This window comes from Streptosporangium pseudovulgare (assembly GCF_014648055.1).
Taxonomy (GTDB): Bacteria; Actinomycetota; Actinomycetes; order Streptosporangiales; family Streptosporangiaceae; genus Streptosporangium; species Streptosporangium pseudovulgare.
The window spans coordinates 155485-180604 of record NZ_BMQJ01000012.1; the positions used below are offsets into that span (position 1 = coordinate 155485).

At 73.2% G+C, this 25120-nt stretch carries 25 protein-coding genes; 8 read left to right on the plus strand and 17 right to left on the minus strand.

Annotation, left to right across the window (positions count from 1 at the left end; all coding sequences use genetic code 11):
* Positions 1-359 precede the first annotated feature (359 nt).
* The 11 genes from qcrB to IEZ10_RS23510 all read right to left on the minus strand — a co-directional run bounded on the left by qcrB (position 360) and on the right by IEZ10_RS23510 (position 10603).
* Positions 360-1859 (minus strand): cytochrome bc1 complex cytochrome b subunit, encoded by a 1500-nt coding sequence (qcrB, locus tag IEZ10_RS23460; protein WP_189248660.1) that lies wholly within the window; start codon positions 1857-1859, stop codon positions 360-362.
* On the minus strand, positions 1856-2710 hold the full coding sequence (locus IEZ10_RS23465) for a ubiquinol-cytochrome c reductase iron-sulfur subunit (protein WP_189248661.1): 855 nt from the start codon (positions 2708-2710) through the stop codon (positions 1856-1858). Before IEZ10_RS23465 ends, qcrB begins: the two co-directional genes overlap by 4 nt.
* Positions 2707-3687 (minus strand): cytochrome bc1 complex diheme cytochrome c subunit, encoded by a 981-nt coding sequence (qcrC, locus tag IEZ10_RS23470; protein WP_189248662.1) that lies wholly within the window; start codon positions 3685-3687, stop codon positions 2707-2709. Before qcrC ends, IEZ10_RS23465 begins: the two co-directional genes overlap by 4 nt.
* A gap of 3 nt (positions 3688-3690) precedes the next feature.
* Positions 3691-4110, minus strand: a complete 420-nt coding sequence (locus tag IEZ10_RS23475; RefSeq protein WP_189248663.1) for a c-type cytochrome — start codon at positions 4108-4110, stop codon at positions 3691-3693.
* On the minus strand, positions 4107-5030 hold the full coding sequence (locus tag IEZ10_RS23480; protein ID WP_189248664.1) for a cytochrome c oxidase assembly protein: 924 nt from the start codon (positions 5028-5030) through the stop codon (positions 4107-4109). The genes IEZ10_RS23475 and IEZ10_RS23480 overlap by 4 nt, the downstream gene beginning before the upstream one ends.
* Positions 5015-5497, minus strand: a complete 483-nt coding sequence (locus IEZ10_RS23485; RefSeq protein WP_189248665.1) for a hypothetical protein — start codon at positions 5495-5497, stop codon at positions 5015-5017. The genes IEZ10_RS23480 and IEZ10_RS23485 overlap by 16 nt, the downstream gene beginning before the upstream one ends.
* A gap of 5 nt (positions 5498-5502) precedes the next feature.
* Positions 5503-6132, minus strand: a complete 630-nt coding sequence (locus IEZ10_RS23490; RefSeq protein ID WP_189248666.1) for a cytochrome c oxidase subunit 3 — start codon at positions 6130-6132, stop codon at positions 5503-5505.
* Positions 6129-8159 carry a cytochrome c oxidase subunit I gene (ctaD, locus tag IEZ10_RS23495; protein ID WP_229811557.1) on the minus strand — a complete coding sequence of 677 codons (2031 nt, stop codon included), beginning with the start codon at positions 8157-8159 and terminating at the stop codon, positions 6129-6131. Before ctaD ends, IEZ10_RS23490 begins: the two co-directional genes overlap by 4 nt.
* A 9-nt stretch (positions 8160-8168) precedes the next feature.
* Positions 8169-9215, minus strand: a complete 1047-nt coding sequence (coxB, locus tag IEZ10_RS23500; RefSeq protein ID WP_189248667.1) for a cytochrome c oxidase subunit II — start codon at positions 9213-9215, stop codon at positions 8169-8171.
* A 321-nt stretch (positions 9216-9536) separates the two neighbouring features.
* Positions 9537-10046: a MarR family winged helix-turn-helix transcriptional regulator gene (locus IEZ10_RS23505; protein ID WP_189248668.1), complete on the minus strand. Its 510-nt coding sequence runs from the start codon at positions 10044-10046 to the stop codon at positions 9537-9539.
* Between the two features lie 206 nt (positions 10047-10252).
* Entirely contained in the window at positions 10253-10603 is a 351-nt protein-coding gene (locus IEZ10_RS23510) for an anti-sigma factor antagonist (RefSeq protein ID WP_189248669.1), read from the minus strand.
* Between the two features lie 354 nt (positions 10604-10957).
* Here IEZ10_RS23510 and IEZ10_RS23515 point away from each other — a divergent pair, with 354 nt between their 5' ends.
* From IEZ10_RS23515 to IEZ10_RS23525, 3 genes are all read left to right on the plus strand, one after another.
* Positions 10958-11359: a hypothetical protein gene (locus IEZ10_RS23515; RefSeq protein WP_189248670.1), complete on the plus strand. Its 402-nt coding sequence runs from the start codon at positions 10958-10960 to the stop codon at positions 11357-11359.
* Between the two features lie 130 nt (positions 11360-11489).
* Positions 11490-11978, plus strand: a complete 489-nt coding sequence (locus IEZ10_RS23520) for a cupin domain-containing protein (protein WP_189248671.1) — start codon at positions 11490-11492, stop codon at positions 11976-11978.
* A 317-nt stretch (positions 11979-12295) separates the two neighbouring features.
* Complete coding sequence (locus IEZ10_RS23525) at positions 12296-13657, plus strand: YVTN family beta-propeller repeat protein (protein WP_189248672.1); 1362 nt, start codon at positions 12296-12298, stop codon at positions 13655-13657.
* Here the strand turns inward: IEZ10_RS23525 and IEZ10_RS23530 are convergent.
* Complete coding sequence (locus tag IEZ10_RS23530) at positions 13543-14082, minus strand: PadR family transcriptional regulator (RefSeq protein ID WP_189248673.1); 540 nt, start codon at positions 14080-14082, stop codon at positions 13543-13545. The two genes, IEZ10_RS23525 and IEZ10_RS23530, sit on opposite strands and share 115 nt — an antisense overlap.
* An 88-nt stretch (positions 14083-14170) precedes the next feature.
* On the opposite strand from IEZ10_RS23530, the gene IEZ10_RS23535 reads away from it, so the two are divergent.
* The 3 genes from IEZ10_RS23535 to IEZ10_RS23545 all read left to right on the plus strand — a co-directional run bounded on the left by IEZ10_RS23535 (position 14171) and on the right by IEZ10_RS23545 (position 17138).
* Positions 14171-14746: a DUF3159 domain-containing protein gene (locus IEZ10_RS23535; RefSeq protein ID WP_189248674.1), complete on the plus strand. Its 576-nt coding sequence runs from the start codon at positions 14171-14173 to the stop codon at positions 14744-14746.
* 113 nt (positions 14747-14859) lie between these two features.
* On the plus strand, positions 14860-16176 hold the full coding sequence (locus IEZ10_RS23540) for a carotenoid oxygenase family protein (RefSeq protein WP_189248675.1): 1317 nt from the start codon (positions 14860-14862) through the stop codon (positions 16174-16176).
* 122 nt (positions 16177-16298) lie between these two features.
* Positions 16299-17138: a class I SAM-dependent methyltransferase gene (locus IEZ10_RS23545; RefSeq protein ID WP_229811558.1), complete on the plus strand. Its 840-nt coding sequence runs from the start codon at positions 16299-16301 to the stop codon at positions 17136-17138.
* 51 nt (positions 17139-17189) lie between these two features.
* On the opposite strand, the gene IEZ10_RS23550 is transcribed toward IEZ10_RS23545, so the two are convergent.
* Positions 17190-18449: an MFS transporter gene (locus tag IEZ10_RS23550; protein WP_189248677.1), complete on the minus strand. Its 1260-nt coding sequence runs from the start codon at positions 18447-18449 to the stop codon at positions 17190-17192.
* Between the two features lie 13 nt (positions 18450-18462).
* Positions 18463-19080, minus strand: a complete 618-nt coding sequence (locus IEZ10_RS23555) for a mycothiol-dependent nitroreductase Rv2466c family protein (protein WP_189248782.1) — start codon at positions 19078-19080, stop codon at positions 18463-18465.
* Between the two features lie 146 nt (positions 19081-19226).
* On the opposite strand from IEZ10_RS23555, the gene pdxR reads away from it, so the two are divergent.
* Positions 19227-20729, plus strand: a complete 1503-nt coding sequence (pdxR, locus tag IEZ10_RS23560; protein WP_189248678.1) for a MocR-like pyridoxine biosynthesis transcription factor PdxR — start codon at positions 19227-19229, stop codon at positions 20727-20729.
* Between the two features lie 106 nt (positions 20730-20835).
* Here the strand turns inward: pdxR and IEZ10_RS23565 are convergent, their stop codons facing one another.
* The 3 genes from IEZ10_RS23565 to IEZ10_RS23575 form a co-directional block, all read right to left on the minus strand.
* The gene (locus tag IEZ10_RS23565) at positions 20836-22113 is read right to left on the minus strand and encodes an aspartate aminotransferase type Ic (protein WP_189248679.1); all 1278 of its coding nucleotides are present in this window, start codon (positions 22111-22113) and stop codon (positions 20836-20838) included.
* Between the two features lie 175 nt (positions 22114-22288).
* Positions 22289-23038 carry an HNH endonuclease family protein gene (locus IEZ10_RS23570; RefSeq protein ID WP_229811559.1) on the minus strand — a complete coding sequence of 250 codons (750 nt, stop codon included), beginning with the start codon at positions 23036-23038 and terminating at the stop codon, positions 22289-22291.
* Positions 23039-23307: 269 nt separating this feature from the next.
* Positions 23308-24276: a magnesium transporter CorA family protein gene (locus IEZ10_RS23575; RefSeq protein WP_189248680.1), complete on the minus strand. Its 969-nt coding sequence runs from the start codon at positions 24274-24276 to the stop codon at positions 23308-23310.
* A 229-nt stretch (positions 24277-24505) separates the two neighbouring features.
* Between IEZ10_RS23575 and IEZ10_RS23580 the strand changes: the two genes are divergently transcribed.
* On the plus strand, positions 24506-25063 hold the full coding sequence (locus IEZ10_RS23580) for a hypothetical protein (protein ID WP_189248681.1): 558 nt from the start codon (positions 24506-24508) through the stop codon (positions 25061-25063).
* Positions 25064-25120 lie beyond the last annotated feature (57 nt).

Here is a 25120-nt window from a genome sequence, read left to right on the forward strand (position 1 = left end):
CCTGATCTCGATTCCGGTCGGGGCCCGCGGCGGACGGGTCCGCCGCCGTCCGCGGACGGCCCATCTCAGCAGCGCGGCCACCGCGACCAGGGCCAGCGCCCGCCGCAGCCGACGCGGGCGACGGCGAGGCCCGCCCTTCCTCTCCCACGGCCGTTCGCCCTCCTCCTCGGGCGGCCCGTGGACCGGGACCCCGGGGTAGGCCGCCTCCGCGCTCCCGCGGGCCTCCTCCTCGCTCTGGTACTCCAGATTGCTCCGCAGCCGGATCTCGCCGCCCTCGCCGCCCTCTTCCCCGGGGTGGACGTACCGCCACCCCCAGTAGCCGTCCGGCTGCCGCCACGTCTCGATCCGCTCCCCGCCCGTCATGACCGGCCTCCCTCATCCGGGGCGTCGCCCGAAGCGACCGGCTTCGGGGCGTCGCCGACCGGGACCACCAGCCGGCCCGACCTGTCGTGCGGCGGCTCCGGCGGCCGGCCGCCCTCGTCGCCGCGCGGCGGGACGATCGCGCGGCGTGCCCTCACCAGGTGCCGCGGACGCAGCGTGAGCAGGGTCCGGTCGGGGTTGTCACGCAGCGCCCGGGCCAGCGTGTACGCCACGGCCGCGACGACCAGCGGCACGACGATCACCACGGCGCGCATCGCCCGCATGATGCCCAGGACCGGGATCTGCGTGAACCGGGCCACCACGTCGTTGGAGGACGCGCCGAGGAGCAGCGCGAGGAAGGACACCGCCCAGGCCCCGGCCGCGACCCGCGCCGGCCGGTTCCGGGGCCGGTCGAGCACCTGGTGCCGGTCCCGGTCGCCGGTCAGGCGCCGGTCCACCCAGGGCCAGACGTACATGAGGAGGATGAAGATCGCGGGGAAGAGCACACCGGGCAGGAACGGCGACGGGACGAGATAGCCGAAGACCCGGAACTCCACGGCGGGGAAGATGCGGAGCATCCCGTCCACCCAGCCGAGGTACCAGTCCGGCTGGGCGGGCGCGGTCACCGCCGCCGGCTCGTACGGCCCCCACACCCAGACCGGGTTGATCTGGACGAAGCCCCCGAAGCCGAAGATCACCGCGAGCACCGCGCACAGCAGGGCCAGGGACCGGATGCCGTAGGTCGGCCAGAGCTTCGACCCGACCACGTTGTGGTCGTTGCGCCCGGGAGCGGGGAACTGTGCGTGCTTCTGCCTGATGATCACCGCCAGGTGGACGCCGAGCAGGGCCGCGATGAGCACCGGGATGATGAGAACGTGCAGGATGTAGAGCCGGGGGATGGTCAGGTCGGCCGGGAACTCGCCGCCGAAGAACAGGAACTGGACCCACGGCCCCACCACCGGTATCGACAGCGCGATCGCCGACGCGACCCGCAGGCCGCTGCCGGACAGCAGGTCGTCGGGGAGCGAGTACCCGGCGAAGGACGTGGCCATCCCGAGGACGAACATCGTCAGCCCGGTCAGCCAGTTGATCTCCCGGGGCTTGCGGAACGCGCCGGTGAAGAAGATCCGGCACATGTGGACGATGATCGCTCCGATGAAGAACAGCGCCGACCAGTGGTGGGCCTGCCGCATCAGCAGGCCGGCCCGCACGTCCCAGCTCAGCTCGACGGTCGAGGCGTAGGCGGCCGACACGGTGGTCCCGCGCAGCGGCGCGTAGCCGCCGCTGTAGACGCGGTCGGCCATGCTCGCGTCGTAGAAGAACGTCAGGAAGACACCGGTGGCGACGAGCGCCACGAAGGAGTAGAGGGCGATCTCGCCCAGCATGAACGTCCAGTGGTCCGGGAAGACCTTGGCCAGCGCCAGCCGGAGCTGCGGCGCGATCCGCAGCCGGGCGTCCAGCCAGCCCATGCTCCGCCGCACCAGCCACCGCGTGATCATGTCTTCCTCCAGTAGCCGGGACCGGGTGGACCCGAGAGGCCGCCCCGGGCGACGAGCGTCCCGTCGGCGCCCACCCCGAGCGGCAGCTGCGGCAGCGGCCGGGCGGCCGGTCCGGCGACCGGCCTGGCCCCGCCGAGGACGTCGAAGAGCGACTGGTGGCAGGGGCACAGGAGCTGCCGGGTCTGCTTGACGTACAACCCGACCGGGCAGCCGGCGTGGGTGCAGAGCTTGGAGTAGGCCACCAGGCCGTCGACGGTCCAGTTCCCCCGCCCGGGGGGCAGCTCCAGGTCGGCCGGGTCCACCCGGATGAGCAGCACCGCCGCGTCGCCGATCCCGGCCCGTCCCTCGGGGAACACCGTGACCACGCCGCCCTCGGCGACGTCGCCGGGCCGTACCGGCCGGCCCCGGTCGTTCACCACGCGGACGCCCGCCCGCCAGGGGGTGGCGGCGAGGGCGCGCCACGGGTTCGGGCCGCGCGCCAGCAGCGACCGGACCGGGAAGAGCGCGGCCAGGCCCAGCACGCCGAGCGCGAGGGTCAGCATCCTGCGGGGCAGCGCAGTCCGGGTGAGGGGGGCCTCGTCGCGGGCGAACTCCGAGGCCAGGGCACGGCGTTCGGGCAGCGGCGAGATCATCGGCTCCCGCTCCTCCACGAACGGCCCCTGGGGCAGGAGCGTGCGCGCCCAGAGGGCGAATCCCACCGCGAGTCCGGCGAACGCCACCAGGAGCCCGAGCCCGAGCAGCTGGGTGTCGTCGCCGAGGACGTACATCGCGGCGAAGAAGGCGGCGGCGAGGGCGGCCACCCCGAACGCGACGGCGACGTGGCGCTCCGCCCGGCGCCGGGGCCCGGTCACCGCGCCCTCTTCCCGAGGAGGCGGATGACGATCAGCAGCAGGCCGATGCCGAAGACCCACGCCACGAGGCCCTCGGCCACCGGCCCGACCCCGCCCAGCTTCGCCCCGCCCCGGTCGTCCGTACGGCGCAGCGCGAGGATGTAGCCGATGATCGAGTTCACCTCCGCGTCGCTCAGCGTTCCCTGTGAGAACTCGGGCATCGTCCCGGGACCGATCCGGATCGCCTCGGCGATCTGGGTGGGTGAGGGGTACATGAGCGACGGCGCGTAGCGCCCGTCGGGCAGCGCCGCCCCCACCGCGCTCGCGGAGTGGCAGGAGGCGCAGTTCTGCAGGTAGAGGGTGGCGCCCAGCCGCACGTCGCCCGGGGCGACCCGCGGGATCGGCTCGCCCCGGCCGAGGGTGGACACGTAGGCGATCAGCGCGTCGATGTCGCGGCGGCCGAAGGCCGGCTTGCCGCGCCGCGGCACGGCGTCGGGCGCGGGCAGCGGCATCCGGCCGCTGGAGACCTGGTAGTCCACGTCGGCCGGCCCGGCGTCGCGCAGGCTCGGGCCGTTCTGGCTGCCCCCGCCGTCCTGGCCGTGGCAGCCGGCGCAGGTCGCCCGGTACAGCTGCCGCCCGCGGGCGAACGGGTCGCTCGTGGTGGGAGACGGGACCGGCCTCGGGGACGGCGGCCACGGCTCGCCCCGGGCCCCGGGCGCCGAGGACGGCGGGGACGGCCGCCACGGCTCGCTCCGCGCTCCGGCGTCCGCCGTCCCGCCGGACAGCGCGCCCGCGGCCGCGGCGGCCGCCGCCGCCAGGAGCAGCGCGCCCCGGGCGGCGTGCTTCACGGCGTGCTTCACGGTGTGCTTCACGGTGTGCTTCACGGCATGCCGTACGGCCTGCTCCAGGTTGTGCCGGGCCGTGCCCCGATCGGTGCCCCGAGCGGTCCGCCGGGTGACGTGCCGGGCGGGTCCCGGCCGGTGGTCGTGGTACCGCATCGGTCACCTCAGCGTGAACAGGTAGGCGGCGATGTCCCGCGCGTCCTCCTCGGTCACCCCGAGGTTCGGCATCGCGTTGCCGGGCACGACGCCCTGCGGGTCGCGGAGCCAGCGCCGCAGGTTCGGCGCGTTGTTCTGCAGCACCCCCGCGATGTAGCTCCGCCGGCCGAACGCGGTGAGCGGCGGTCCCACCGTCCCCTCCGCGCCCTGCACGCCGGGGATGGTGTGGCAGGAGGAGCAGCCGTACACGCTGATGAGCCGCTGCCCGCGCGCGGGGTCGCCGCCCTGCACCTCCGGCGGCGGGAAGGCGGACCGGCCGCCGCCCGCGCCGCACCCGGCGAGCGGACCGGCGGCGAGCGCGCACAGCGCCACCAGCGCCACCAGCGCCGCAACCCGCCGTACCCCCGGCCCCGCCGGTCTCATGGGCGCGCCTCCTCGGAGGGGACCCGCTCGGGGACCTCCGGCACGCGCGGCGGCGCGGCCGTACCGTCCTCCCCCGCGGGTCCGCCCATCCACCGCAGGAACAGGGCGATCATCACGGCGAAGTAGACCAGGTCGGCCGGCACCCACATGACCAGGCCGGCGAGCTGCTGGTCGGTGAGCGGGTCCACGCCGATCCCGGCCGCCTCGGCGGCCTGCAGCGGGTACAGCGGGGCTCGCGCCAGGGTGAGGACCGCGCCCAGCGCCGCCGCGGGCAGCATGGTCACGAACAGGTAGAGCAGCGCGACCGGCCCGCCGATCCGGTGCCTGCCCGGGGTCAGCAGGTGCCACCACAGCAGCCAGGCCGCGCCGAGGAAGCACAGGTGTTCGATCACGTGCACCGGCTCGACGGCCAGGGCGAGGTCGTAGGGGACCGGCAGGTGCCAGAACCACAGCACCACGGTGTGCAGCAGCCAGGCGGTGACCGGCAGGTAGAGCAGGCGCAGCAGCGGCAGGTTCCGCGCGGCGTGCCGTACGGAGGCGAGGCCGTGACGCCACCGCGGCGGCAGCGTCAGCGGGACCACCAGGCCGGGCGCCCCGGCCGCCAGGAGGGGCGCGGCCACCACGACGAGGACCATGTGCTGCGCCATGTGCGCGAAGAGCCGCTCGTCGGCCGCGTGGTCCAGCGGCGGCAGGAGCGCGACCGCCACCGCGAGCAGCCCGCCGGCGAAGCAGGCGGCCCGGACCGTGCCGAGCCGCCGGGCGCCCGCCCGCGCCGAACGGAGCCGCGGGCCGGAGAACGCCCGCAGGCCCCCGAGGTAGGCGGCGGCCAGCAGGAGGATCCAGCAGACCACCGCGAGCACGTCCCACTTCCACGGCCCGGCGCCGCCGCCGTGGGCGAGGAGCGTCATGTCTGGACGCATGACGGCAGCATCACCACGGCGAGACCCCCCATCAGGATCATGAGCACGGAGAACACGTCCAGCCAGAACCCGATCTGGAGCATGAAACGGACCCGGTCCGACTTCCTCCCCGGGGGTTCGGGCGGGTCGCGCCGCCACAGCAGCAGGTCCGCGACGAGCGCGGCCACCGCGACGAGGGCGGGCAGCCCGGTGGCGACGGCGACGAAGACGACCACCGGGGTCCCGCCGATGAGACCGCCGCCCTCGACGCAGGTCAGCTCGACCAGGCTCCACGCGAAGACGACGTGGAGGGACCACGCGATCACCCCGCCCAGCACCGCGAACCACAGCGGTCCCGGCCGGGTACGGCGGGCCCTCCCCCCGGGCCCTCCGGCCTCCCCGGACTCCCCGGGCTCCCCGGCCGCTCCGGGGGCCTCCCCGGGGCGTCCCCCGGAGCCCGGGGCGGCGGATTCGGTCTGCTCGGACATGGCTCTCACAGGTGCGGGCTGAGGTAGATGGTGAAGAGGATGGTGATCCAGACGGCGTCGACGAAGTGCCAGTAGAACGCCACGAGCCTGACCCGTTCGTGGTGCCGGCTGCCGAGCTTGCCGGCCAGCGCCGCGATCGTGGCGAAGACCAGCATCACCAGGCCGACGATCACGTGCAGGCCATGGAAGCCGGTGATGACGTAGAACAGCGAGCCGTAGACGTTGGTGGACCAGACGAACTCGCCCAGCTTGGTGGCGTACTCGGTGGCCTGCAGGCCCAGGAACGCCGCGCCGAGCGCGAGGGTGGACGCCAGCCCCGCCCGCAGCTGCGCGGTACGGCCGCGCCGCACGGCCAGGTCGGCCCAGACCATCGGGCCGCTGCTGGAGAGCAGCAGCACGGTCATGATCAGCGGTTTGGACAGCTCGGGGTCCTTGATCCCGCCGGGCGGCCAGGGGCCGGCCGTGGAGAACCGGATGTAGAAGTAGGAGCCCAGCAGGCAGGCGAAGATCGTCGCCTCGGTGGTGATGAACAGCACCATGCCCCACCAGGCGGGGGTCCGCCCGCTGGGCGGTTTGCCGTGCGGCGGCGCCGGCCCGACGGGCCGGATGGGAACCCACTCCCCCGTGGCGGTCATGCCCCTGCCCCCTTCTCCCCGGCCTTCTCCGTCTTCTTCTCGGCCTCCCGCTCGGCCGCCGCGTCCTGCTCGGCCGTCTCCCGGGCCTTCTCCCCGGGGGCGTGGCCGGCCTCGCGCCTGCTCCACCGCGGCCACAGCCACCGGCCGATGACGAGGACGGCGACCACGCCGGCCGCCACCGCCAGGACGTACACGCCGAGCAGCAGCCCCAGCACCGCGAGGAACAGGCTGACCGCGGTGACGAACGGGACCGGCGTGTGCTCGGGCATCTCCAGGGCCACCTCGGGCTCGGCGTCGAGCTCGCTGGTCACCAGCAGCTCGTGGCCCTCGGCCAGCACCCGGTCCCTGGAGCGCGCCCCCTCGGCGAAGGAGTCCAGGCTCCCCTGGTCCCACAGCGGGTGCACGCTGTGCACGGTCGGGATCACCGGGAAGTTGTACGGGTGCGGCGGGGAGGCCGTGGCCCATTCGAGGGTCTCCCCGCCCCACGGGTCGGGCGGGGCCTGCCCCCCTTTCCACAGGCTGTGCGCGAACGTGCCCAGCGTGACGAGCAACCCGGCGAGCAGCAGGTACGCGCCGAGGCTGGAGAGCAGGTTCCACAGGTCCCAGTCCAGGCCGCCGGGGTAGGTGTAGACCCGGCGCGGCATGCCGAGCAGCCCGGAGATGTGCATGGGGAAGAAGGTGAGGTTGAATCCGGCGAAGACCAGCCAGAAGGACCACCGCCCGCCCCGGACGCCCGTCAGCCTCCCGGTCATCTTCGGCCACCAGTAGAAGACACCGCCGATCAGCGGGAAGACGGCGCCGCCGAACAGCACGTAGTGGAAGTGCGCCACCACGAAGTAGGAGTCGGTGACCTGCTGGTCGAACGGCACGATGCCGAACATGACGCCGGTGACCCCGCCTGTCACGAACACGACGAGGAAGCCCATCGCCCACAGCATCGGCACCCCGAGCACGACCCGGCCCGTGAGCATGGTGCCCAGCCAGGCGAACATCTGGATGCCCGAGGGGACCGTGACGATCATGCTGGCCGCGGAGAAGAAGGTCAGCGAGAGCTGCGGCAGCCCCACGGCGAACATGTGGTGCACCCACACGCCGAAGCTGATGATCCCCACCGCGACCATGGCCAGCACGAGCAGCGGGTAGGCCATGATCGGCCGCCGGGAGAAGACCGGGATGATCGCCGAGACGATGCCGAGCGCGGGCAGCACGATGATGTACACGTCGGGGTGGCCGAACAGCCAGAACAGGTGCTGCCACAGCACCACGTCCCCGCCCGCTTCCGGCTGGAAGAACCGGGTGCCGAACCTCCGGTCCAGGAACAGCATGGCGTTCGCCGTGTTGAGCGGCGGCAACGCGAAGATCAGCAGGAACGCGGTCACCACGAGCGCCCAGACGAAGATCGGTACCCGGTTGAGCGTCATGCCCGGGGCCCGCAGCTTGAGGGCGGTCGCGATGAAGTTGATCGATCCGGAGGTGGTGGAGACGCCGAGGAAGAGCAGTCCCAGCGAGTACACGTCCATGTTGATGCCGGGCTGGTACTTCGGCCCGGTGAGCGGGACGTAGGCGAACCAGCCGCCGTTGGGCGCCCGGCCGAAGAGCAGGCTGGCGAACAGGATCACGCCCGCGAACGTGAAGACCCAGTAGGTGAAGGCGTTGAGCCGGGGGAAGGCCATGTCGCGCGTGCCGAGCATGAGCGGCAGCAGGAAGTTGCCGAACCCGAACGACATCGGCGTCGCGAACAGGAAGATCATCGCCGTGCCGTGCAGCGTGAACAGCTGGTTGTACGCCTCGGGGGTGAGCAGTTCCCCGTTCGGCGTGATGAGCTGGGTGCGCAGAGCGGTGGCGTCCAGTCCGGCCAGCGCGAAGAACACCGCCGCGGTGACCAGGTAGCGCCGGCCGATCCGCTTGTGGTCGACGGTGGTGACCCAGGCCCGCAGGCCGTGCTCCTCCGGCCAGTGCCGCCCGACCCGCCCGCCGGCCGTCTCCTCGGCGACGCCGTACGCGTGGGTGGCGTTGTCGATGCTCATCCTGGTCCCCTAACGCAGCGTCTCGAGGTAGGCGATGAGCGCCTGCAGCTGTTCCGAACCCAGCGGCTGCGGCGGCATCCTGTTGCCGGGCTTGATCGTCTGGGAGTTGGAGATCCAGCCGCCGAGGTAGCCGCGGGTGTTGGGCACGGTGCCCGCCGCGAGGTGGCTCCGGCTCGCCAGGTGGGTGAGGTCGGGGCCGATCCGCCCGTTCGCGGTGGTCCCGCGTACGGCGTGGCAGGAGGCGCAGGAGCCCGATTCGAGCACCCGCAGCCCCTGGGCGGCCAGGCCCCCGGACGGGACCGGCGCGGGCCGGGCCTGCCCGGTGAGCCAGGCGGCGAACTCGGCCGGCGGCTGGGCCACGACGTGGAAGGCCATCCGGGCGTGCTGGAGCCCGCAGTACTCCGCGCACTGCCCCCGGTAGACGCCGGGACGGTCGGTGCGCAGCCACAGGTGGTTCGTCCGGCCCGCGACGAGGTCGGTCTTCACGTTGAGCTGCGGCGCCCAGAAGCTGTGGTTGACGTCGGCGGTGCGCAGCCTCAGGTGGACGGTCCGCCCGGTCGGCATGTGGATCTCGTTGGCGGTGACGACCCCGGAGCCGGGATAGCTCACCTCCCACCACCACTGGTGGCCGAGGACGTCGATGGTGAGCTGGCCGGGGTCCTTGGGGTCCCCGATGGCGCGCAGCGTGGGCAGGCTGACCACGTAGACGAAGACCAGGACGATGGCGGGCAGGATGATGCCGGTGATCGTCACGTACCGCTGCCCGGTGTCCATCCGGGCCCGCACCCCCGGCCGGCGACGGCGGGTCGCCGCCCACAGCACGAGGACCACGATCACCGCGATGACGAACAGCGAGATGCCGAACATGAGCCACCACAGCCCCGCCACCCGCCTGGCGCCGTCGCCGTACGGCGTCAGCGTCGACTGACCGGACCCCGAGCAGGCGGAGAGGGGGAGGACCGCGAGCGCGATCCACGGCCACCTCGCCGAACGCGGCAGGAGGGACCGTGACTCCGCCGGGAGGGGCCGTGACCGTGCCGGCCGCCGTCTCGCCATCACCCGCCCCCCGCTCGCGTCCGTCCGCGTCCGGACGGAGAAGCCGAGCCCGCGGCTTTCCGCCCGAGGCGCCGGCGGGAGGAGGTCACCGGACCGGCGAACGGACGTACGGACGTCCGCGACCCGGCGGTGAACGGCGCACCGATCCCTGATTACGTTCAGTAGTCAGTGATACCAGACATGTCCGCGTCCGGCCGTGAAGGACCCACCCGGGCGCGTACCCGGCCCCGGCTCGATCTCGGCCCGGCCCGGCGGAACGCGCCGGGCCGCCTGTGAGGGGGGAACCGTACGGAGAGGGCTCCCGCGGGGGACGGGCGCCGCCTAGACGTCGGGCCAGCCGAGGGGATGGGCGTCGTCCACCGGCGGCTCGCCGCCCGCCTCGTTGAAGGCGGTCATCGCCGAGATGAGGGCGTGGCGCTGCTCGGCGGACATCCGGGAGACGATGCCGGCGATCTCCTCGCGGCGCCGGGCGGTGACCTCGTCGACGATGCGCCGCCCCTCCGGGGTGAGGCGCATCAGGGTCTCCCGCCGGTTCTTCGGGTTGACCTCGCGGACCACCAGCCGGGATGCGGCGAGGCGGTCGGCCATCCGCATCGCCGTCGAGGGGTTGACGTTGAGCCGTTCGGCCATCGTGACGAGCTTGGTGTCCCCGTGGCTCGTCAGGACGACGAGCATGCGGAACTGCGGCAGGGTGACCCGGTCCTCGACGGCGCCGAGGGACCGGGCGGCGATGGCGACGAGCAGGCGTGAGCCGGTGAGCACCGCGGAGATGACCGCGGAGGGGTCGTCCTCCCCGCCCGTGTCCGCCTGATTCGCCTGATGCTCCGACATATGGTCTGTTCTACACGGAGCCTCCGTCGGCTCCGCTCTCACCTGGCCCGTTCCGCCACGGGCGCCGCCCACCGTCCCGATGCCGCCGCCCGCCACTCCCGCACCGCCGCGGGCTCCGGCGGCACCGTAGGCTCCGCCGGCACCGCGGGCTCCCGCATCGCCGCGGGCCCGGTCCGTCGCGCCCGCCCGGATCCCCGGAAGCGCCGTCACCCGTCCTCTCGGGACGGCGCCAGGTGCTCGGCGGCCTCGTCGACCGTCGCGTACGCCCGGATCTCCCGCGTCAGCCCGGTGAGCGCGAGCAGGCGGGCGAAGCGCGGCCGGACCCCGCTGAGCACCAGCCGCCCGCCGGCCGCCCGCACGCCGCGCAGCCCGCCCACCAGGACGCTCAGCCCCGACGAGTCGCAGAAGAGGAGGTCCTCGGTGTCGACGACGATGTGCGGCGGGGTGATGAGCGCCATCGCCTCCGAGAGGCGGGCCCGCAGGAGGGGCGCCGCGGCGAGGTCGAGCTCTCCGGCCAGCCGCAGGACGACGACGTCGCCGCGCAGTCCGGTGGTCACGGAGAAGGCGGCAGGTCGACCGTGGCCCGTTCTTTCCCGCACGACATCCTCTTCGCCCGCTCGCCGAGGCGGTGGTCGCCCTCGCGAGCCGGCCCTTCATCCGGTTCGCCCAAGCCCGTCGGCACATGGCCCGAGCAGCTTGCCGACCCATCATTGCACAGTGCAATCGATGTCGGAAAAGGCGTCCCGACCACGCCACAACCCCCAGCACAGGTCTACTGACCAGCGGGTTCACATTTTTCGCGGCTTTTTACCATATCTGGCCGGGTGAGGAAGGCGCGGTATCCACCGGATAACGATTGGCTGGCAACGCCATCCCACCGGAGCCGGCGGCCGTCTCAGAGAAGCATGAAGATGCTGATGCTTCGGCTGGCCCACACCCTGCGCATGATGCGGGCGCGGACTCTGACGAGCCACCTCCCGGCCACATCTCTGGAGTATCTGTACGTTCATTTCGGCCGCGAGATCCTGGCCCGGGCCGCCATGGACCGGGCCCTGTCCGACGCGATCGCCCGCGAGGTCGCCGTCATCGACGAGACCCTGCGGCGGGAGGGCGCCCGCCCCGGCCCCGTGGAGCTGCGCTCCTTCCTCATGGGGTACGGCCAGGGCGTGATCGACTCGGCCGTGATCCGCCCCGACCTCGTCGCCCAGGACACGAGCTGCGACGGCCCCTACCCCAGCTCGGTCGTACGGCTGGGCGCGCTCAGCCAGAAGGCGTTCGCCGACGGCCTGCTGCGGCTCCGGCCGGGGATCTGACGAACCGGTCCGGCCAGGAAACGCCCATATGCCGGCGGGAGGGGAAAAGAACCGAGAAAACCCCTAGTGTCGATTTCCGGCGGACCGGATCCGGCCCGCCGGAGATCGACGGACCTGGCAAGGAAATTTCATGACATATCCAGAACCGCGTTATCTGGGTGCCGACGGGGAGATCAGCGCCACCTACCGCCCGGCCGGTCACGAGCCCGAGCTGACCTACCACTCCGGCAACACCGTCCACTACCTCGCGACCGGGGCGACCACCGACGGCCGGTTCGGCCTCTACCGGTGGGAGATGGGCCCGCAGCCGAGCGGTCCGAGCGCGCACTTCCACCGGTCGATCTCCGAATCGTTCTTCATCCTCGCCGGGAGCGTGCGGATCTACGACGGCACCCGCTGGATCGACACGGCCCCCGGGGACTTCGTCCACGTGCCCGAGGGCGGGATCCACGCCTTCCGCAACGAGTCGGGCGAGCCCGCGTCGATGCTGCTGCACTTCGCACCCGGAGCGCCGAGGGAGGGCTACTTCGAGGGGCTCGCGGAGTTCGCCGTGTCGGGCCGGCCCACCGACGAGGAGCTGACGGAGTTCTACTTCCGCCACGACACGTTCTGGGTTTGAACTCCTCCCCGTTCTGAAGGCCGGAGCACCGGCCCGCGTTTCGGCGGACGCGCCCGGCCGGCCGGTGACGCGGCACGGCCGGGGCTCGGCCACCTGGCGGATCGGCGACAGGCGGCGTCCACCCGTCGCGGCGGGTCAGCGGCGGGTCAACCCGCCGCCCGGCCCGGACCGGCGATACACCGCGGAGGCGAGGACCCGGTCAAGCGTCCGGCCGGGGTGCGGACCGGCGGGATGTCACACCTCTCGCGGGTCACCGCGGGGGAGTAGAAAAGGGCCGATCACCGCCGATACCGGGGGCCGCGATGCTGTGCGAGCGGATGAAGAACGCATTGGGGATCGGCCGGTTCCCGGCGCGCGCCCGGCGGGGGCGGCGTCGGCCCTGGACATACCGGGTCCTGGTCGCGCTCCTGGCCATGACGCCGACGGCGCCCGCCTCCGCGGACCCCGGCGGCCGGAACCTGGTCTATGTCACCAACTACGCCGACGGCACCATCTCGGTGATCGATGACGCGGCCGGCAGGGTCGTCCGCACCTTCCGCGTCGGCGGCAGCCCGGGCAGGATCGCCGTCGGTCCCGACGGCCGCCGTCTTTACGTCACCGACTTCGTCTCCGGGAGGCTGTCGGTGATCGACACCGTCACCGGCGCCGTGGCCGCCGCCGTCCCCGTCGGCAAGGCCCCCTTCGGCGTGGCCGTCAGTCCCGACGGCCGGCGGGCCTACGTCGCCGACTTCGGCGGCGGCGGCCTGTCGGTGGTCGACACCGCCGCCGACACGCTCACCGGCACCGTCGACACGGGCGTCACCCCCGTGGAGGTGGCGCTCAGCCCCGACGGCCGGCGCGCCTACGTCACCGACTTCGAATCGGGGACGGTGGCCGTGGTCGACACCGCCGCCGTCGCGGTGGTCGGCACCCTCAGCGTCGGCGGCGGCCCCTGGGGGGCGCGGGTCTCCCCCGACGGGCGGCGGTTGTACGTCACCGAGCTGCAGCAGAGCGCCGTGAGGGTGATCGACATCGCGACGGGGAAGACCATCGCCGAGCTGGACGTCGGCAAAAGCCCTCGTGTCGTCAGGTTCAGCCCCGACGGCGCCCGTGCCTACGTCGGCAGCGCCTACTTCAACACCGTCTCGGTGATCGACACCGCGGCCCTGAAGGTCGTCGCCGTCATCGAGGTCGGTGACGGTCCGCGGGTGGTGGCCGTCACCCCCGACGGCTCCCGGCTGTACGTGGCCAACCAGGTGTCCGACACCGTCTCGGTGGTCGACACCGCCACCAACACCGTTGTGGCGGCCATTCCCGTCGGCGATCAGCCCCTCGGCGTGGTCATCGCCCACCGCCCGGCCGCCGCCGGGGACGTCCCGGGCGCCCGGCCGGCTCACTCGGGTCCCGGGCGGAATCCCGGTACGGTCGCCGGGCGGAACCGCGGTACGGCCACCGGCCGGGAACAGCACGCGGCGGCCACCGCCGCGCACGTTCGCACCGTCCGGCACGACGGCCACGCCTTCTGCGCGGTCGACGTCTCGTCACGCCGCCTGCTCCGGCACCGTGACGCGCCGCCCGGAGGTCTTCACGGCCGACGCGCGACCGCCTCGCGCTCCTCGATCCGCCCCTCGGCCCAGTCGGCCCACTCGCGCTGCATGGCGCTGAAGCGCAACCCCCACTCCAGGGCCAGCCGGCCGTAGAACGCCAGATCGTCCTCCTCGGCCGAGACGGCGTCGCTCAGCGCCGCGAGGTCGTGCTCGGCCTTCGCGGCCGTCTCCGCCAGCCGCCGCAGGTAGGCGCGCGCCTGTCCGGGCTCGACCTGTCCCAGGAAGAAGACGCGCAGGAGCGTGTCGCTGCGGCCCGTCCGCGTCGGCGCGACCTCGGTCAGCCAGTGCCGGAGCTCGGCGCGGCCGGTGTCGGCGAGGGCGTACTCCTTGCGGCCCCGCGGCCCCTCGGCGACCACCTCCACCAGCCCGGCGTCCGCCAGGCGGCCCAGCTCGGCGTAGACCTGGCTCTGGGTGGCGGGCCACACGTTGGCCAGCGAGACATTGAAGATCTTCAGCAGGTCGTAGCCGCTGGCGGGCCCTGCGGCCAGGAGGCCCAGCAGCGCGTGTCGAAGGCTCATGCCCTCACTTTATATTCCTACATTGACATGTCACAACAGGAGGTTCTACTCTCGACCTGTCTAAATAGGAACGTCAGGAGAGCCCTCAATGGTCCGCAGTCTGCTCGGTTTCCTTCCGTGGATCGTCTACGCCGTCGTCGCCACGAGCGACGAGTGGCGCTACGGCGCGATCCTCGGGCTCGTCATCGCCGTGGGAGTGATCGCCGTCGACCGCCGGGCGGGCAGGACCTGGGACCAGATGGTGATCGAGGCCAGCGCGGCGGCGTTCTTCCTGCTGATCACCGCGATCTCCTTCGTGAGCCCCGACTCCCCGCTCATGCCGTACGGCCCGGCCCTGGTCAACGCCTGGCTCGCGCTCACCGCCTGGGGGTCGCTGGCCGTCCGCCGGCCGTTCACCCTGGGCATCGCCCGCCGGACGACCCCGCCGGAGGTGTGGCGGGCCCCGCTGTTCCTCCGGGTCAACGTCGTCATCACCATGGTGTGGGGGGCGGCCTTCACCGTCGCCGCCGCCGCGCTCGCCGTCCTGCTGCACGAGGCCCCGCACGCCACCGCCGCCGTCGTCACCGTCAAGATCCTCAGCTTCGCCGTCCCGGCGGCCTTCACGGTCCGCTACCCGAAGGCCGTCGCCGCCCGGCGCCTCCGGCCCACCGGCCGCACCGCCTGATCCACACCGTCCGGACCGATCCACCCGGGACGCGCCACCCGAACCGCGAGCCGGCCCACGTGACACGGCGGCCCGGCCCGCCGGACCGGCCGATCCACCTTCCGGAGCCGCACATGACCACCGCGACACCCTTCTACCTGGCGGGGGACCTCGCCCCCGTCCCCGACGAGATCGACGCCGCCGATCTGCCGATCACCGGGACCCTCCCGGCCGAGCTGACCGGCCGCTACCTCCGCAACGGCCCCAACCCGCTGCCCGGCCAGGACCCGGGCCACTGGTTCGCCGGCCACGGGATGATCCACGGTGTGCGGCTCCGCGACGGCCGCGCCGAGTGGTACCGCAACCGCTGGGTGCGCACCCGGAGCCTCACCGAGGACGCGCCCTTCGTCCACGCCGACGGCACCGTGGACCGGACGGCCGTCACCGCCAACACCCACGTCGTCCGCCACTCCGGCAGGATCCTGGCGCTCGTCGAGAGCGGCCTGCCGTACGAGATGACGCCCGAGCTCGGCACGGTCGGGCCGTGCGACTTCGGCGGACGGCTCACCACGGCGATGACCGCGCACCCCAAGCAGGACCCGGCCACCGGGGAGCTCCACTTCTTCGGGTACGGCTTCACCGCCCCGTACCTGACCTACCACCGCCTGTCGGCGGGCGGGGAGCTGGTGGAGAGCCGGGTCGTGGACGTGCCGGGGCCCACCATGATGCACGACTTCGCGATCACCGAGAACCACGTCGTGTGGCTGGACCTGCCCGTCGTCTTCGACATGGAGCTCGCCGGGCGCGGCCTGCCGTACCGCTGGGACGACGCCTACGGCGCCAGGCTCGGCGTGATGGACCGCGCGGGGCGGGTGACCTGGTTCGCGGTGGACCCCGGCTACGTCTTCCACGTCGGCAACGCCCGCGAGGGCGACGCGGGCCGGATCACGCTGGACGCCGTCCGCTACTCCCGTGACGCCTTCGCCGAGATCTGGCCCCGGGTCGGCGGCAGCCGCGACCCCGCCGCCCGCACCGGCGGCGCCGTGCTGCACCGCTGGACGCTCGACCCGGCGAGGGGCTCGGTCGTCGAGGAGCGGCTCGACGACCGCCCCGTGGAGTTCCCCACGCTGAACGACGCCCATGTCGGGCGGGCGAGCCGGTTCCGCTACGCGGTCTCGTCCGGCGCGGTGGTGAAGTACGACACCGAGACCGGCACGAGCAGGGCGGCCGAACTGGGCGCGCGGCCCGGGGAGGCCGTCTTCGTGCCCGCCTCCGCCGCCCGGTCCGAGGACGACGGCTGGTTGCTGTCGATCGTCACCGACCAGCGGGGCGAGGGTTCCGAGCTGCTCGTCCTCGACGCCGCCGGGCTGGACTTCGTGGCCTCCGTACGGCTCCCGCGCCGCGTCCCGGCGGGCTTCCACGGTTCCTGGATCCCCGACCGGAACGGCTGACCCGGCCGGCAGCGCGCCCGCCACTCCCACGAACGCCGCGTTGAGCGACCGGACGATCACTCTCCGATACGATCGGATTCCTGTCATGATCATCGGAACACGGTCTCGACGTGGGGAGAGACGTGAAGAACCACAACCGGGCGAGCCTCGCCCACCAGGTCGGATACGCCCTCCGCCGCCCCGGGCGGATCCCCCGGCACCTCAGGCGCGTGACCAGGAACGCCTGGCTCCGGCTGCGCACCTCCGACCATGTCGGCTACTACCGCGCCATCATGAGGTCCGAGGCCGCCCGCGGCGCCCACGCGGCCGTCGGCAGCAGGTCGCACCGGCGCTGGCTGGCCGTCGGGCAGATGCAGTTCGACTACCTCGTACGGCACGGCCTCGCGCCCGGCCACCGCATGCTGGAGATCGGCTGCGGCAACCTGCGCGCGGGACGCCTGTTCATCGGCCACCTCGACCCCGGCGACTACTACGGCGTGGACATCTCCCCCGACATCCTGTTCGCCGCCCAGGACGTCGTCGCCGACTACGGCCTGCGCGAGAAGCTCCCCCACCTCACAGTGATCAGGGATATGCGCTTCGAGTTCCTGCCCGACGCGATGTTCGACGTGGTGCACGCGCACAGCGTGTTCTCCCACTCCCCGCCGGAGGTGATCGAGGAGTGTTTCGAGCACATCGGACGGATCATGAAGCCGGGCGGCTGGTTCGACTTCACCTTCGACCGCACCGAGGGGCAGGAGCACCAGGTCCTCGGTGAGGACTTCTACTACCGCACCGAGACCCTGGTCACCCTCGCCGAGAAGCACGGCCTGCGGGCGACGTTCATGGACGACTGGGAGAGGCTCCCCCACAAGCAGTCCAAGATCCGCGTCACGCTCCCGGACCGCATGGCCGCCGACACCCCCCGCCTGGGCGTCGCGACGGTTCCTCCCCAGGCTCCCGCCGCCGAGGTCCAGCGCTGACGGACCCGGCCCGGAGACCGGGGAGGCCGCGGAACGCCGTCGGCAGGACCCTCAAGAGATTTCGCCCGCACCCGTGAGCCGTACCGCGGCGGGCCCGGCCGGGCCGATCGGCCTCATCCGCTCGGCCCACCGCACGGCCGGGCCCGTCGCCAGGCCCGCCAGCAGGAACAGCCCGCCCAGCGCGAACCAGCCCGGGGCGCCCCAGCCCACGACCATCGTGGTGAGCAGCAGGGGGCCGAGCATCCTGGCGACCGCCGTGCCGGCGCCGAAGAAGCCCTGGTACTGGCCCTGCCGGTCCGCCGGGGCCAGGCCGAACCCGATCTCCCAGGCCCCCGGCGCCTGCATCATCTCGCCGACCACCTGCAGGCAGGCGGCCACCACCAGGACCGCCCCGGCCGCCCAGGCGGAGGGGACGGCCGCCGACAACGCGAACACCGCGCACGAGGCGAGCATCGTCGCGCCGGCCCGCCGTACCGACCGGGCCGCGGAGGCGAGATCGGTCACCCCGCGGGCCATCCGCACCTGGAACAGCACCACGCCCACCGTGTTCAGCACCAGCAGCGCCGAGACCGTCCAGCCCGGCGCCCGGGTGTGCTGGGCGATCCACAGCGGGACGACCAGGCTGAGCATCGGCATGTACAGCAGCATGACCGTGTTCAGCAGGGTGACCAGGGCGTACGGCCGGTCGCGCAGTACGGCCAGCGCGGGCTCGCCGGGCGGGGCGGGCGGCGCGGGCGGCACCGAGGGGAGGCGGAGCAGCACCAGCGCCGCCACCAGGAAGCTCGCCGCGTCCATCGCGAACACCGCCAGGTACGCCTCGCGCGTCCCGGCGTACAGGGCCAGCCCGCCGAGCGCCGCGCCGACCGCCAGCCCGGCGTTCACCGTGGCCTGCAGGTACGCGCGGACCCGCGTCCGCTCCTCGGGCCCGACCAGCGCGGCGAGCAGCGCCTGGCGGGCCGCCGCGAGGCCGCACTGGCAGCACCCGTACAGGCAGGCCGCCACGACGAACGCGCCGAACGAACCGGCGAGGAGGAACCCGGCGACCGCCGCGCCGGTCGCCACGGCCAGCAGCACGGCGACCCCCCGGGGCCCCCGGCGGTCGGCCAGGTGCCCGAGCGGGACCCCCGCGGCGAACCCGGCGGCCCAGCCGAGGGTCAGGCCGAACCCGACCTGCTCGGGGGACAGCCCGGCGACTCGGGTGAAGTACAGCGCCGAGCACACGTAGTACGCGCCGTCGCCGAAGGAGTTGGCGAGCTGCGCCAGCGCCAGGACGCGCGGCGCCCCGGGGGGCGGGATGATCCGGCCGGACATGTTCACCTCCCGCTCAACGGGTGATCGGCGGGCGCGTACGGCTCCGCTTCAGCTCGAAGAACCCGTCGACGCCGGTGACGAGCAGCACGCCGTCCCAGAGCCGCCCGGCGTCCTCACCGCGCGGGATCGGGCTCACCACCGGCCCGAAGAAGGCGTTGACCGTGCCGTCCGGACCGTACACGTGGATCGCGGGGGTGCCGAGGTCCTCGCCGACCGGGCCGAGGGCGGCGCGGTTGGCGGCTTCCAGCTCCCCGTCCAGTTCGGCGGTGTCGGCGGCGTCGGCGAACTCGGCGGGCAGACCGGCCTCGGCCAGCGCGGCGAGGTAGAGGTCGCGGCCCGGCGGTGTCCTGTCGTGGTGGATGCGGGTGCCGAGCGCGGTGTAGAGGTCGCGCGTGGCGGCGGCGCCGTGCTTCCGTTCGACCGCGAGCGCCACCCGCGCCAGGCCCCACGCCTGGGCGAGCCACTCGACGTACCACTCCTCCAGCCCCTCGCGGCCCTCGTTCAGCACCGCCAGGCTCATCACGCGGAAGCGGACCTCCACCTCGCGGACCCGCTCGACCTCCAGCAACCACCGGGAGGCGATCCAGGCCCAGGGGCACTTGGGGTCGAACCACATGTCGACCGTCGTCATCTCGTCTTCCTCCTCGTCGGGTGCGGGTCGGTCGCGCTCGCCGATCACGTTCGACACTCACGTTATGGAGCCGATTGGCTCGCCGTAAGATCCAATATCCGGCGAATCGATCAGGCCAATCCGACGAGAGGCGAGAAAGGACGCGGATGGACGTCCACGTGACCCTGACCGGGCGCGGCGACCTGGCCGCCCGCATCTACCGGCAGCTCCGCGAGGCCGTCCTGGACGGCCGGCTCCGGCCGGGTGAGCGGTTGCCGCCCACGCGCGAGCTGGCCCGGCGGCTGGAGGTCTCCCGCAACACGGTGTCGATCGCCTACGACCGGCTGACGGCGGAGGGCTTCCTCGTCGGCAGGGTCGGAGCGGGAACCTTCGTGTGCGACGAGCCGCCCGGCCGGACGCTCCTGAGGAGCGCGCCCGCGGGCGGCGACGTGCGCCCCCGCGCCTTCTGGCGGTCCGCCGCGCCGGAACCGGAGCCCGGGACGGCCGCCTTCCCGGAACCGGGGACCGGGGCGGTGGTTCCACCGAAACCGGGGACCGGGACGGCGGCCCCGCCGCCCTACGACTTCCGGGTGGGCGTCCCCGACGCCGGGTTGTTCCCACTGGAGACCTGGCGCCGCCTCCTCGCCCGCGAGCTCCGCGCCGCCCTGGTCCGGCCCGCCGGATACGCCGACCCGGCCGGGCACCCCGGGCTGCGCGAGGCGATCGCCCGGTACGCGGGGGTGTCCCGTTCGGTGCGGGCCGCCGCCGCCGACGTGCTGGTCACCGCCGGAGCCCAGCAGGCGCTGAACCTCGTCGGGCGGGTGCTGATCGAGCCCGGCGACCTGGTCGCGGTCGAGGAGCCGGGCTACCCCCCGGCGCGGGCGCTGCTGCGGTCGCTGGGCGCCCGCGTCACCGGGGTGCCCGTCGACGCCGAGGGGCTGGTCGTCTCCGCCCTCCCCGACGCCGCCCGCCTGGTCTACGTGACGCCCTCCCACCAGTTCCCGCTCGGCACGCCGATGTCCCTGGGCCGCCGCGCCGCGCTGCTGGAGTGGGCGGCGCGGCGGGGCGCGGTGGTCGTCGAGGACGACTACGACAGCGAGTTCCGCTTCGAGGACCGCCCACTGGAGCCGCTGCAGAGCCTCGACCGGGGCGGTCACGTCGTCTACGTCGGGTCCTTCTCCAAGACGCTGCTGCCCACGCTGCGCCTCGGCTTCCTGGTGGCCCCGGCCTCGCTGCGGCCCGCGCTGCGCGCCGCCCGGCGGCTCACCGACTGGCACGGCGAACCGTCCGCGCAGGCCGCCCTGGCGAGGTTCCTCGACGAGGGGCTGATGGGACGGCACATCCGCCGGGCGACGCGTGAGTACGCGGCCCGCCGGGAGCGGATCGTCGCCGCGCTCCAGCGGGACTTCGCCGGGCTGCTCGACCCGGTGCCCTCCGTGGCGGGCCTGCACCTGTGCGCCCGGGTCTCCACCGGTGTACGGCTGGACACCCGCGAGGCGGTCTCCCGCGCCGGGGCGGCCGGGATCGCGGTGGAGTCACTGGCCGGGTACTGCGGTGAGACGCCCGCCCAGGCGGGGCTGGTGATCGGCTACGGAGCGATCACGCCGGAACGGATCGCGCCCGGGATGCAGCGGCTCGCGGAGATCGTCCGGGCCGCCGTCCGGGACTGACGGCGGACGTCTCCCGGACTCCCGGGTCCCGGGAAGGCGGTCCCCGGGGGGGCTCCCGGGCGGGCGGCGGGCCGCCACGCCGGGAGACCTCCCGAACCCGGACTCCCTACCCGGCCTGCTCCAGCAGCTTCTCGGTCGCGACCAGCCGCACGCAGACGGTCAGCCCGGTGATCGCCAGCTCCAGCTCCGCCAGGTCCGGATAGGTCGGCGCGATCCGGATCGTGCTGTCGCGGGGGTCGTCCCCGTACGGGTGGGTGGCGCCCGCGGGGGTCAGCGCGATGCCCGCCTCGCCCGCCCGGCGCACGATCTCGCGCGCGCAGCCCGGAAGGACGTCGAGCGTGACGAAGTAGCCGCCCGCCGGGGTGGTCCACGAGGCCAGGCCGGTGCCGCCGAGCTCCTTGGTGAGAACCGTCTCCACCAGGTCGAACCTCGGCCGGAGCAGCTCGGCGTGGCGGCGCATGTGCGCGAGGACGCCGTCGGCGTCGCCGAAGAACTCCACGTGGCGAAGGTGGTTGAGCTTGTCGGGGCCGATGGTGCGCTTGGCGGTGTTCTTCAGCATCCAGGCGACGTTCGCCTCGGACGAGCCGAAGAAGGCGACGCCGCCGCCGCTGAAGGTGACCTTCGAGGTGGATCCGAACACGAAGGCCCGATCGGGGTGACCGTTCCCGGCGCAGAGCGCCAGGACGTCGGCGATCTCCACCGGCGTGTCCGTGAGGTGGTGGACGGCGTAGGCGTTGTCCCAGAAGATCCGGAAGTCGGGCGCCGCCGCGGGCATCGCCGCCAGGCGCCGCACCGTCTCGTCGGAGTAGGAGACCCCGCTGGGGTTGCTGTACTTCGGTATGCACCAGATCCCCTTGATCTGGGCGTCCTCACGCACCAGGCGCTCCACGACGTCCATGTCGGGGCCGTCGGCGGTCATCGGAACGGAGATCATCTCGATGCCGAAGCGCTCGCACAGGGCGAAGTGGCGGTCGTACCCCGGGACCGGGCACAGGAAGGCGATCCGCGGCTCGTCCACCCAGCGGCGCTCGGCGCCCGGGACCCGGTCGAGCAGCGCGTGCACGATGGAGTCGTGCATCAGCGCGAGGCTGGAGTTCCCGGCCGCGATGAGCTGCCCGGCCGGGACCTGCAGCGGTCCGCTGAAGATCTCCCGAAGCTCGGGGAGCCCCTGGAGCCCGCCGTAGTTGCGGCAGTCGGTCCCGTCGGCGGCGGTGTGACCGCCGGGCAGGGAGAGCATCCGGTCGGCGAGGTCGAGCTGGCGCGCCGACGGCTTGCCCCTCGTGAGGTCGAGGGAGAGCGAGCGCGCCCTGAGCGCCTCGTAGTCGCGCAGGGCGCTGTCACGCCGGGCGGCGAGCTCGCCGGGGTCCGAAGCGGGAATCGTCACGTGGTTCCTCCGCCTGACGGTCGCGGGTGGGGCTTCGCACGAAAGGATAGGAGATCGCCACGGCCGGGTCGCGGCGTTCGCCGCCCGTCCGGGAGCCCGGCGGCCTCCCGGGACGCCGCGCGTCGTCCTCGGGCATCCGGGGGCGCCTCCGCGACCTCCCCGCGCGTCCCCGTGCTCAGCGGCACTGGGCCAGCATCGCCGTCCTGTCGGCCCGCCTGACCGGGAGGCCGTACTTCAGCGCGACCTGCGCGAAGCGGACGACGTAGGCGCAGCGGATCCGGCGGGACGGCGGCAGCCAGGTGGCCGGCCCCGAGCCGCCCTTGTCCTGGTTGGCGGCGCCGTACACCGGTATGAGGTTGAGCGGGTCGTTGGCGATGCGGATCCGCTTGGACAGCGGCCACCGGGAGGCGCCCATCCGCCACTCGTAGGACAGCGGTATCACGTGGTCGACCTGGACCACGCCGGCCCGCTCCCTGCGCCACCGGATCGTCCTGCCGGTGTAGGGGTCGCGCAGCCGCATCGCCACGACGACGCAGCGCGACCCCTTCCGGCGTGCGATGTCGTCGCCGTCGCGGGCGAGGACGTCGTCGCGGGTCCGGCAGCCGTTGCGCGCGTACGGCACGCCCCTGGCCCGGTCGCTCCAGTTCTCGCCGAACCTCGTCCGGCTGTACCCCTTCACCGGCCCGACCCTGCCGACCCGCAGCCTGGTGATCAGCCTGCGCGCCGCCGCCCGGTCCCGCGTGGACAGGACCGGCGCCAGTCCCGGCCGCACGCCCCGGGGGTTGTCGAGCGGGACGGCCCTCGCCCGGGTGCCGCTCCGCGCCGACGTCCCGGCGTCGCTCTCCGCCCGGGTGCCGGACTGCCCCGCCAGCGAGAACATCACGGCCGCGCCGAGAACGGCGGCGACCACCCCCCGTGTGCCCACCCATGCCTCCGGAGCGAGTGACAGGCTCAGAAGCTCTGGGGCTACCCGCGTCCGTACGGATCACACGAACTGTTTCATCACTTCTGGCACACTCGGCGGTGAGTCCTCCGGAACGCCTGGTCAACCGCGGATGTCCCGTGAGTCGGGAGTGTCTGGTGAGCAGGACGAGCCGCGGGGAACGGCGGCCGCCCCCCGGTCGCGACCGCCCGGCGCGGCCGGGACCCCGTTCCGCGGCTCCTCACCACGGCGGAGATCCGACAGGGCGGAACCTAGAGCCAGCCCTTCTTCTTGAAGACCACGTACAGGGCGGCCGAGGCCACGATGATGGCCGCGGTGGAGGCCCAGAAGCCGGCCGGGTGACCGTAGCCGGGATACGGCACGTTCTGGCCGTAGTAGCCGGTGATCATCGTGGGCACCGCGACGATGGCCGCCCAGCTCGTGATCTTCTTCATGATGTCGTTGAGCCGGAACCCCTGCTGGTTCATGTGGGCCTCGCGCACGTTGCCCACCAGCTCGCGCAGCGAGTCCGTCCACTCCGCGACGCGCAGCGCGTGGTCGTGGACGTCCTGGTAGTAGGGGGTCAGCACGGGGTCGAGGGTCTCCACGTTCCGGCGCAGCAGGCTGCCCACGACCTCCCGCGTCGGGACCGCCATCCGCCGGAACCGCACCAGCTCCTTGCGCATCTCGTAGGTCTGGCGCTGGATGTGCGCGCGGTCGCCGGGCTGCTCGTCGAAGAGCTCGTCCTCCAGGTCCTCGACCCGGTCGTCCAGTTCCTGGAGCACCTCGAAGTAGCCGTCCACCACGTGGTCGAGCAGGCCGTGCAGCAGGTACTGCACTCCGTACTTGGCCATCGCGCCGTTGGCGTCCCAGCGCCTGACGACCTCGTCGATGTCGAACTCCGGCCTGTCCCTCACGGTGACCAGCGCGTTCTTCGTGACGAAGACCGACAGCCCGACGAGGTCGAGCCGTCCGCGTACGGACTTCGCCCCGTAGACCGTGAGGAACAGGTGGCTGTCGTAGATGTCCAGCTTGGGACGCTGGTGGCTGTGCAGGGCGTCCTCGACGGCCAGCTCGTGCAGGCCGAGCTCCTCGCTGATCTTCGCCAGGTCGGCGGGTGTGGGGGAGCAGAGGTCGAACCACACCGTGGCGGACGGGTCACAGACGTGGTCGGAGACCTCGTCCACGGGGAAGCCCTCCGCTTCCAGGACGCCGTCGCGGTACAGGCGGGTACGGTTCATGGCCGTCAACGGTAGCCCGCGCCCCGGTAAAGCGGCACCGCCCCCGCGGACCCTCCCCCGGCGTCGTTCCCTTCCTGACGACTCCCGGCGGCGTTCCCGCCCTGGTCGGCCCGCGAAACCCCGGCCGCGTCGCCGTTCCGGCGGCTCCCGGTGTCCCGGCCGCGCGCATAATCCCATCCCCCCGGGGCAGAGGCGGGGGCACCACAGACGCAGCCCGAAGTGAGGTCAAATGATAGTTCTGGGACTCCTCATGATCGTGCTCGCGGGCGCTGCCGTGATCGCGGTTTCCTGGGACGAGACCGCCACGGCGACCACCCCCGCGTCGTTCACGGTCTTCGACCAGACGATCCAGCTCTCCCAGCTGGAGTTCTTCTTCGCCGGCGCCATCACCGGCGCGGTGTTCCTGCTCGGTCTTTCGATGATCTTCAGTGGGATGCGTCGCGCCGCCGAGAAGCGCCGCCGTTTCCGCGAGACCAAGCTGGAGACGCGTGACCGCGTCGCCCGCCTGGAGGCCGAGAAGCGGGAGCTGGAGCGCAAGCTGGAAGAGACCCCCGCCACCACGACCACGACCACGACCGATGCCCACGTGCCCGCGCGCCGGACCCCGGTGTCCGACCGCGACGGCGACGGCGTCGCCGACCGCGCCCCGGTGTTCGACCGGGACCGCGACGGCATCGACGACCGGGACGAGCCGACCGCTCCGCACCCCCGGATCGACGTGCCCCGGCAGTCCAGCGCCGACCGGCTGGTGGCCGGTCGCCACGGGCGCCACGAGAACACCCGGTGACCATGCCCCGGTCCGGTTCACCGCGGCGTCCTCGCCGGTGCGGCACGCAGGCCGTAC

What these genes read in the sequence shown, in the direction of transcription:
- qcrB (WP_189248660.1), bottom strand. Translation starts at nt 1,859, where the DNA reads ATGATCACGCGGTGGCTGGTGCGGCGGAGCATGGGCTGGCTGGACGCC.
- qcrC (WP_189248662.1), bottom strand. Translation starts at nt 3,687, where the DNA reads ATGCGGTACCACGACCACCGGCCGGGACCCGCCCGGCACGTCACCCGG.
- IEZ10_RS23475 (WP_189248663.1), bottom strand. Translation starts at nt 4,110, where the DNA reads ATGAGACCGGCGGGGCCGGGGGTACGGCGGGTTGCGGCGCTGGTGGCG.
- IEZ10_RS23480 (WP_189248664.1), bottom strand. Translation starts at nt 5,030, where the DNA reads ATGCGTCCAGACATGACGCTCCTCGCCCACGGCGGCGGCGCCGGGCCG.
- IEZ10_RS23485 (WP_189248665.1), bottom strand. Translation starts at nt 5,497, where the DNA reads ATGTCCGAGCAGACCGAATCCGCCGCCCCGGGCTCCGGGGGACGCCCC.
- IEZ10_RS23490 (WP_189248666.1), bottom strand. Translation starts at nt 6,132, where the DNA reads ATGACCGCCACGGGGGAGTGGGTTCCCATCCGGCCCGTCGGGCCGGCG.
- ctaD (WP_229811557.1), bottom strand. Translation starts at nt 8,159, where the DNA reads ATGAGCATCGACAACGCCACCCACGCGTACGGCGTCGCCGAGGAGACG.
- coxB (WP_189248667.1), bottom strand. Translation starts at nt 9,215, where the DNA reads ATGGCGAGACGGCGGCCGGCACGGTCACGGCCCCTCCCGGCGGAGTCA.
- IEZ10_RS23505 (WP_189248668.1), bottom strand. Translation starts at nt 10,046, where the DNA reads ATGTCGGAGCATCAGGCGAATCAGGCGGACACGGGCGGGGAGGACGAC.
- IEZ10_RS23515 (WP_189248670.1), top strand. Translation starts at nt 10,958, where the DNA reads ATGCTGATGCTTCGGCTGGCCCACACCCTGCGCATGATGCGGGCGCGG.
- IEZ10_RS23520 (WP_189248671.1), top strand. Translation starts at nt 11,490, where the DNA reads ATGACATATCCAGAACCGCGTTATCTGGGTGCCGACGGGGAGATCAGC.
- IEZ10_RS23525 (WP_189248672.1), top strand. Translation starts at nt 12,296, where the DNA reads ATGAAGAACGCATTGGGGATCGGCCGGTTCCCGGCGCGCGCCCGGCGG.
- IEZ10_RS23530 (WP_189248673.1), bottom strand. Translation starts at nt 14,082, where the DNA reads ATGAGCCTTCGACACGCGCTGCTGGGCCTCCTGGCCGCAGGGCCCGCC.
- IEZ10_RS23535 (WP_189248674.1), top strand. Translation starts at nt 14,171, where the DNA reads ATGGTCCGCAGTCTGCTCGGTTTCCTTCCGTGGATCGTCTACGCCGTC.
- IEZ10_RS23540 (WP_189248675.1), top strand. Translation starts at nt 14,860, where the DNA reads ATGACCACCGCGACACCCTTCTACCTGGCGGGGGACCTCGCCCCCGTC.
- IEZ10_RS23550 (WP_189248677.1), bottom strand. Translation starts at nt 18,449, where the DNA reads ATGTCCGGCCGGATCATCCCGCCCCCCGGGGCGCCGCGCGTCCTGGCG.
- IEZ10_RS23555 (WP_189248782.1), bottom strand. Translation starts at nt 19,080, where the DNA reads ATGACGACGGTCGACATGTGGTTCGACCCCAAGTGCCCCTGGGCCTGG.
- pdxR (WP_189248678.1), top strand. Translation starts at nt 19,227, where the DNA reads ATGGACGTCCACGTGACCCTGACCGGGCGCGGCGACCTGGCCGCCCGC.
- IEZ10_RS23575 (WP_189248680.1), bottom strand. Translation starts at nt 24,276, where the DNA reads ATGAACCGTACCCGCCTGTACCGCGACGGCGTCCTGGAAGCGGAGGGC.
- IEZ10_RS23580 (WP_189248681.1), top strand. Translation starts at nt 24,506, where the DNA reads ATGATAGTTCTGGGACTCCTCATGATCGTGCTCGCGGGCGCTGCCGTG.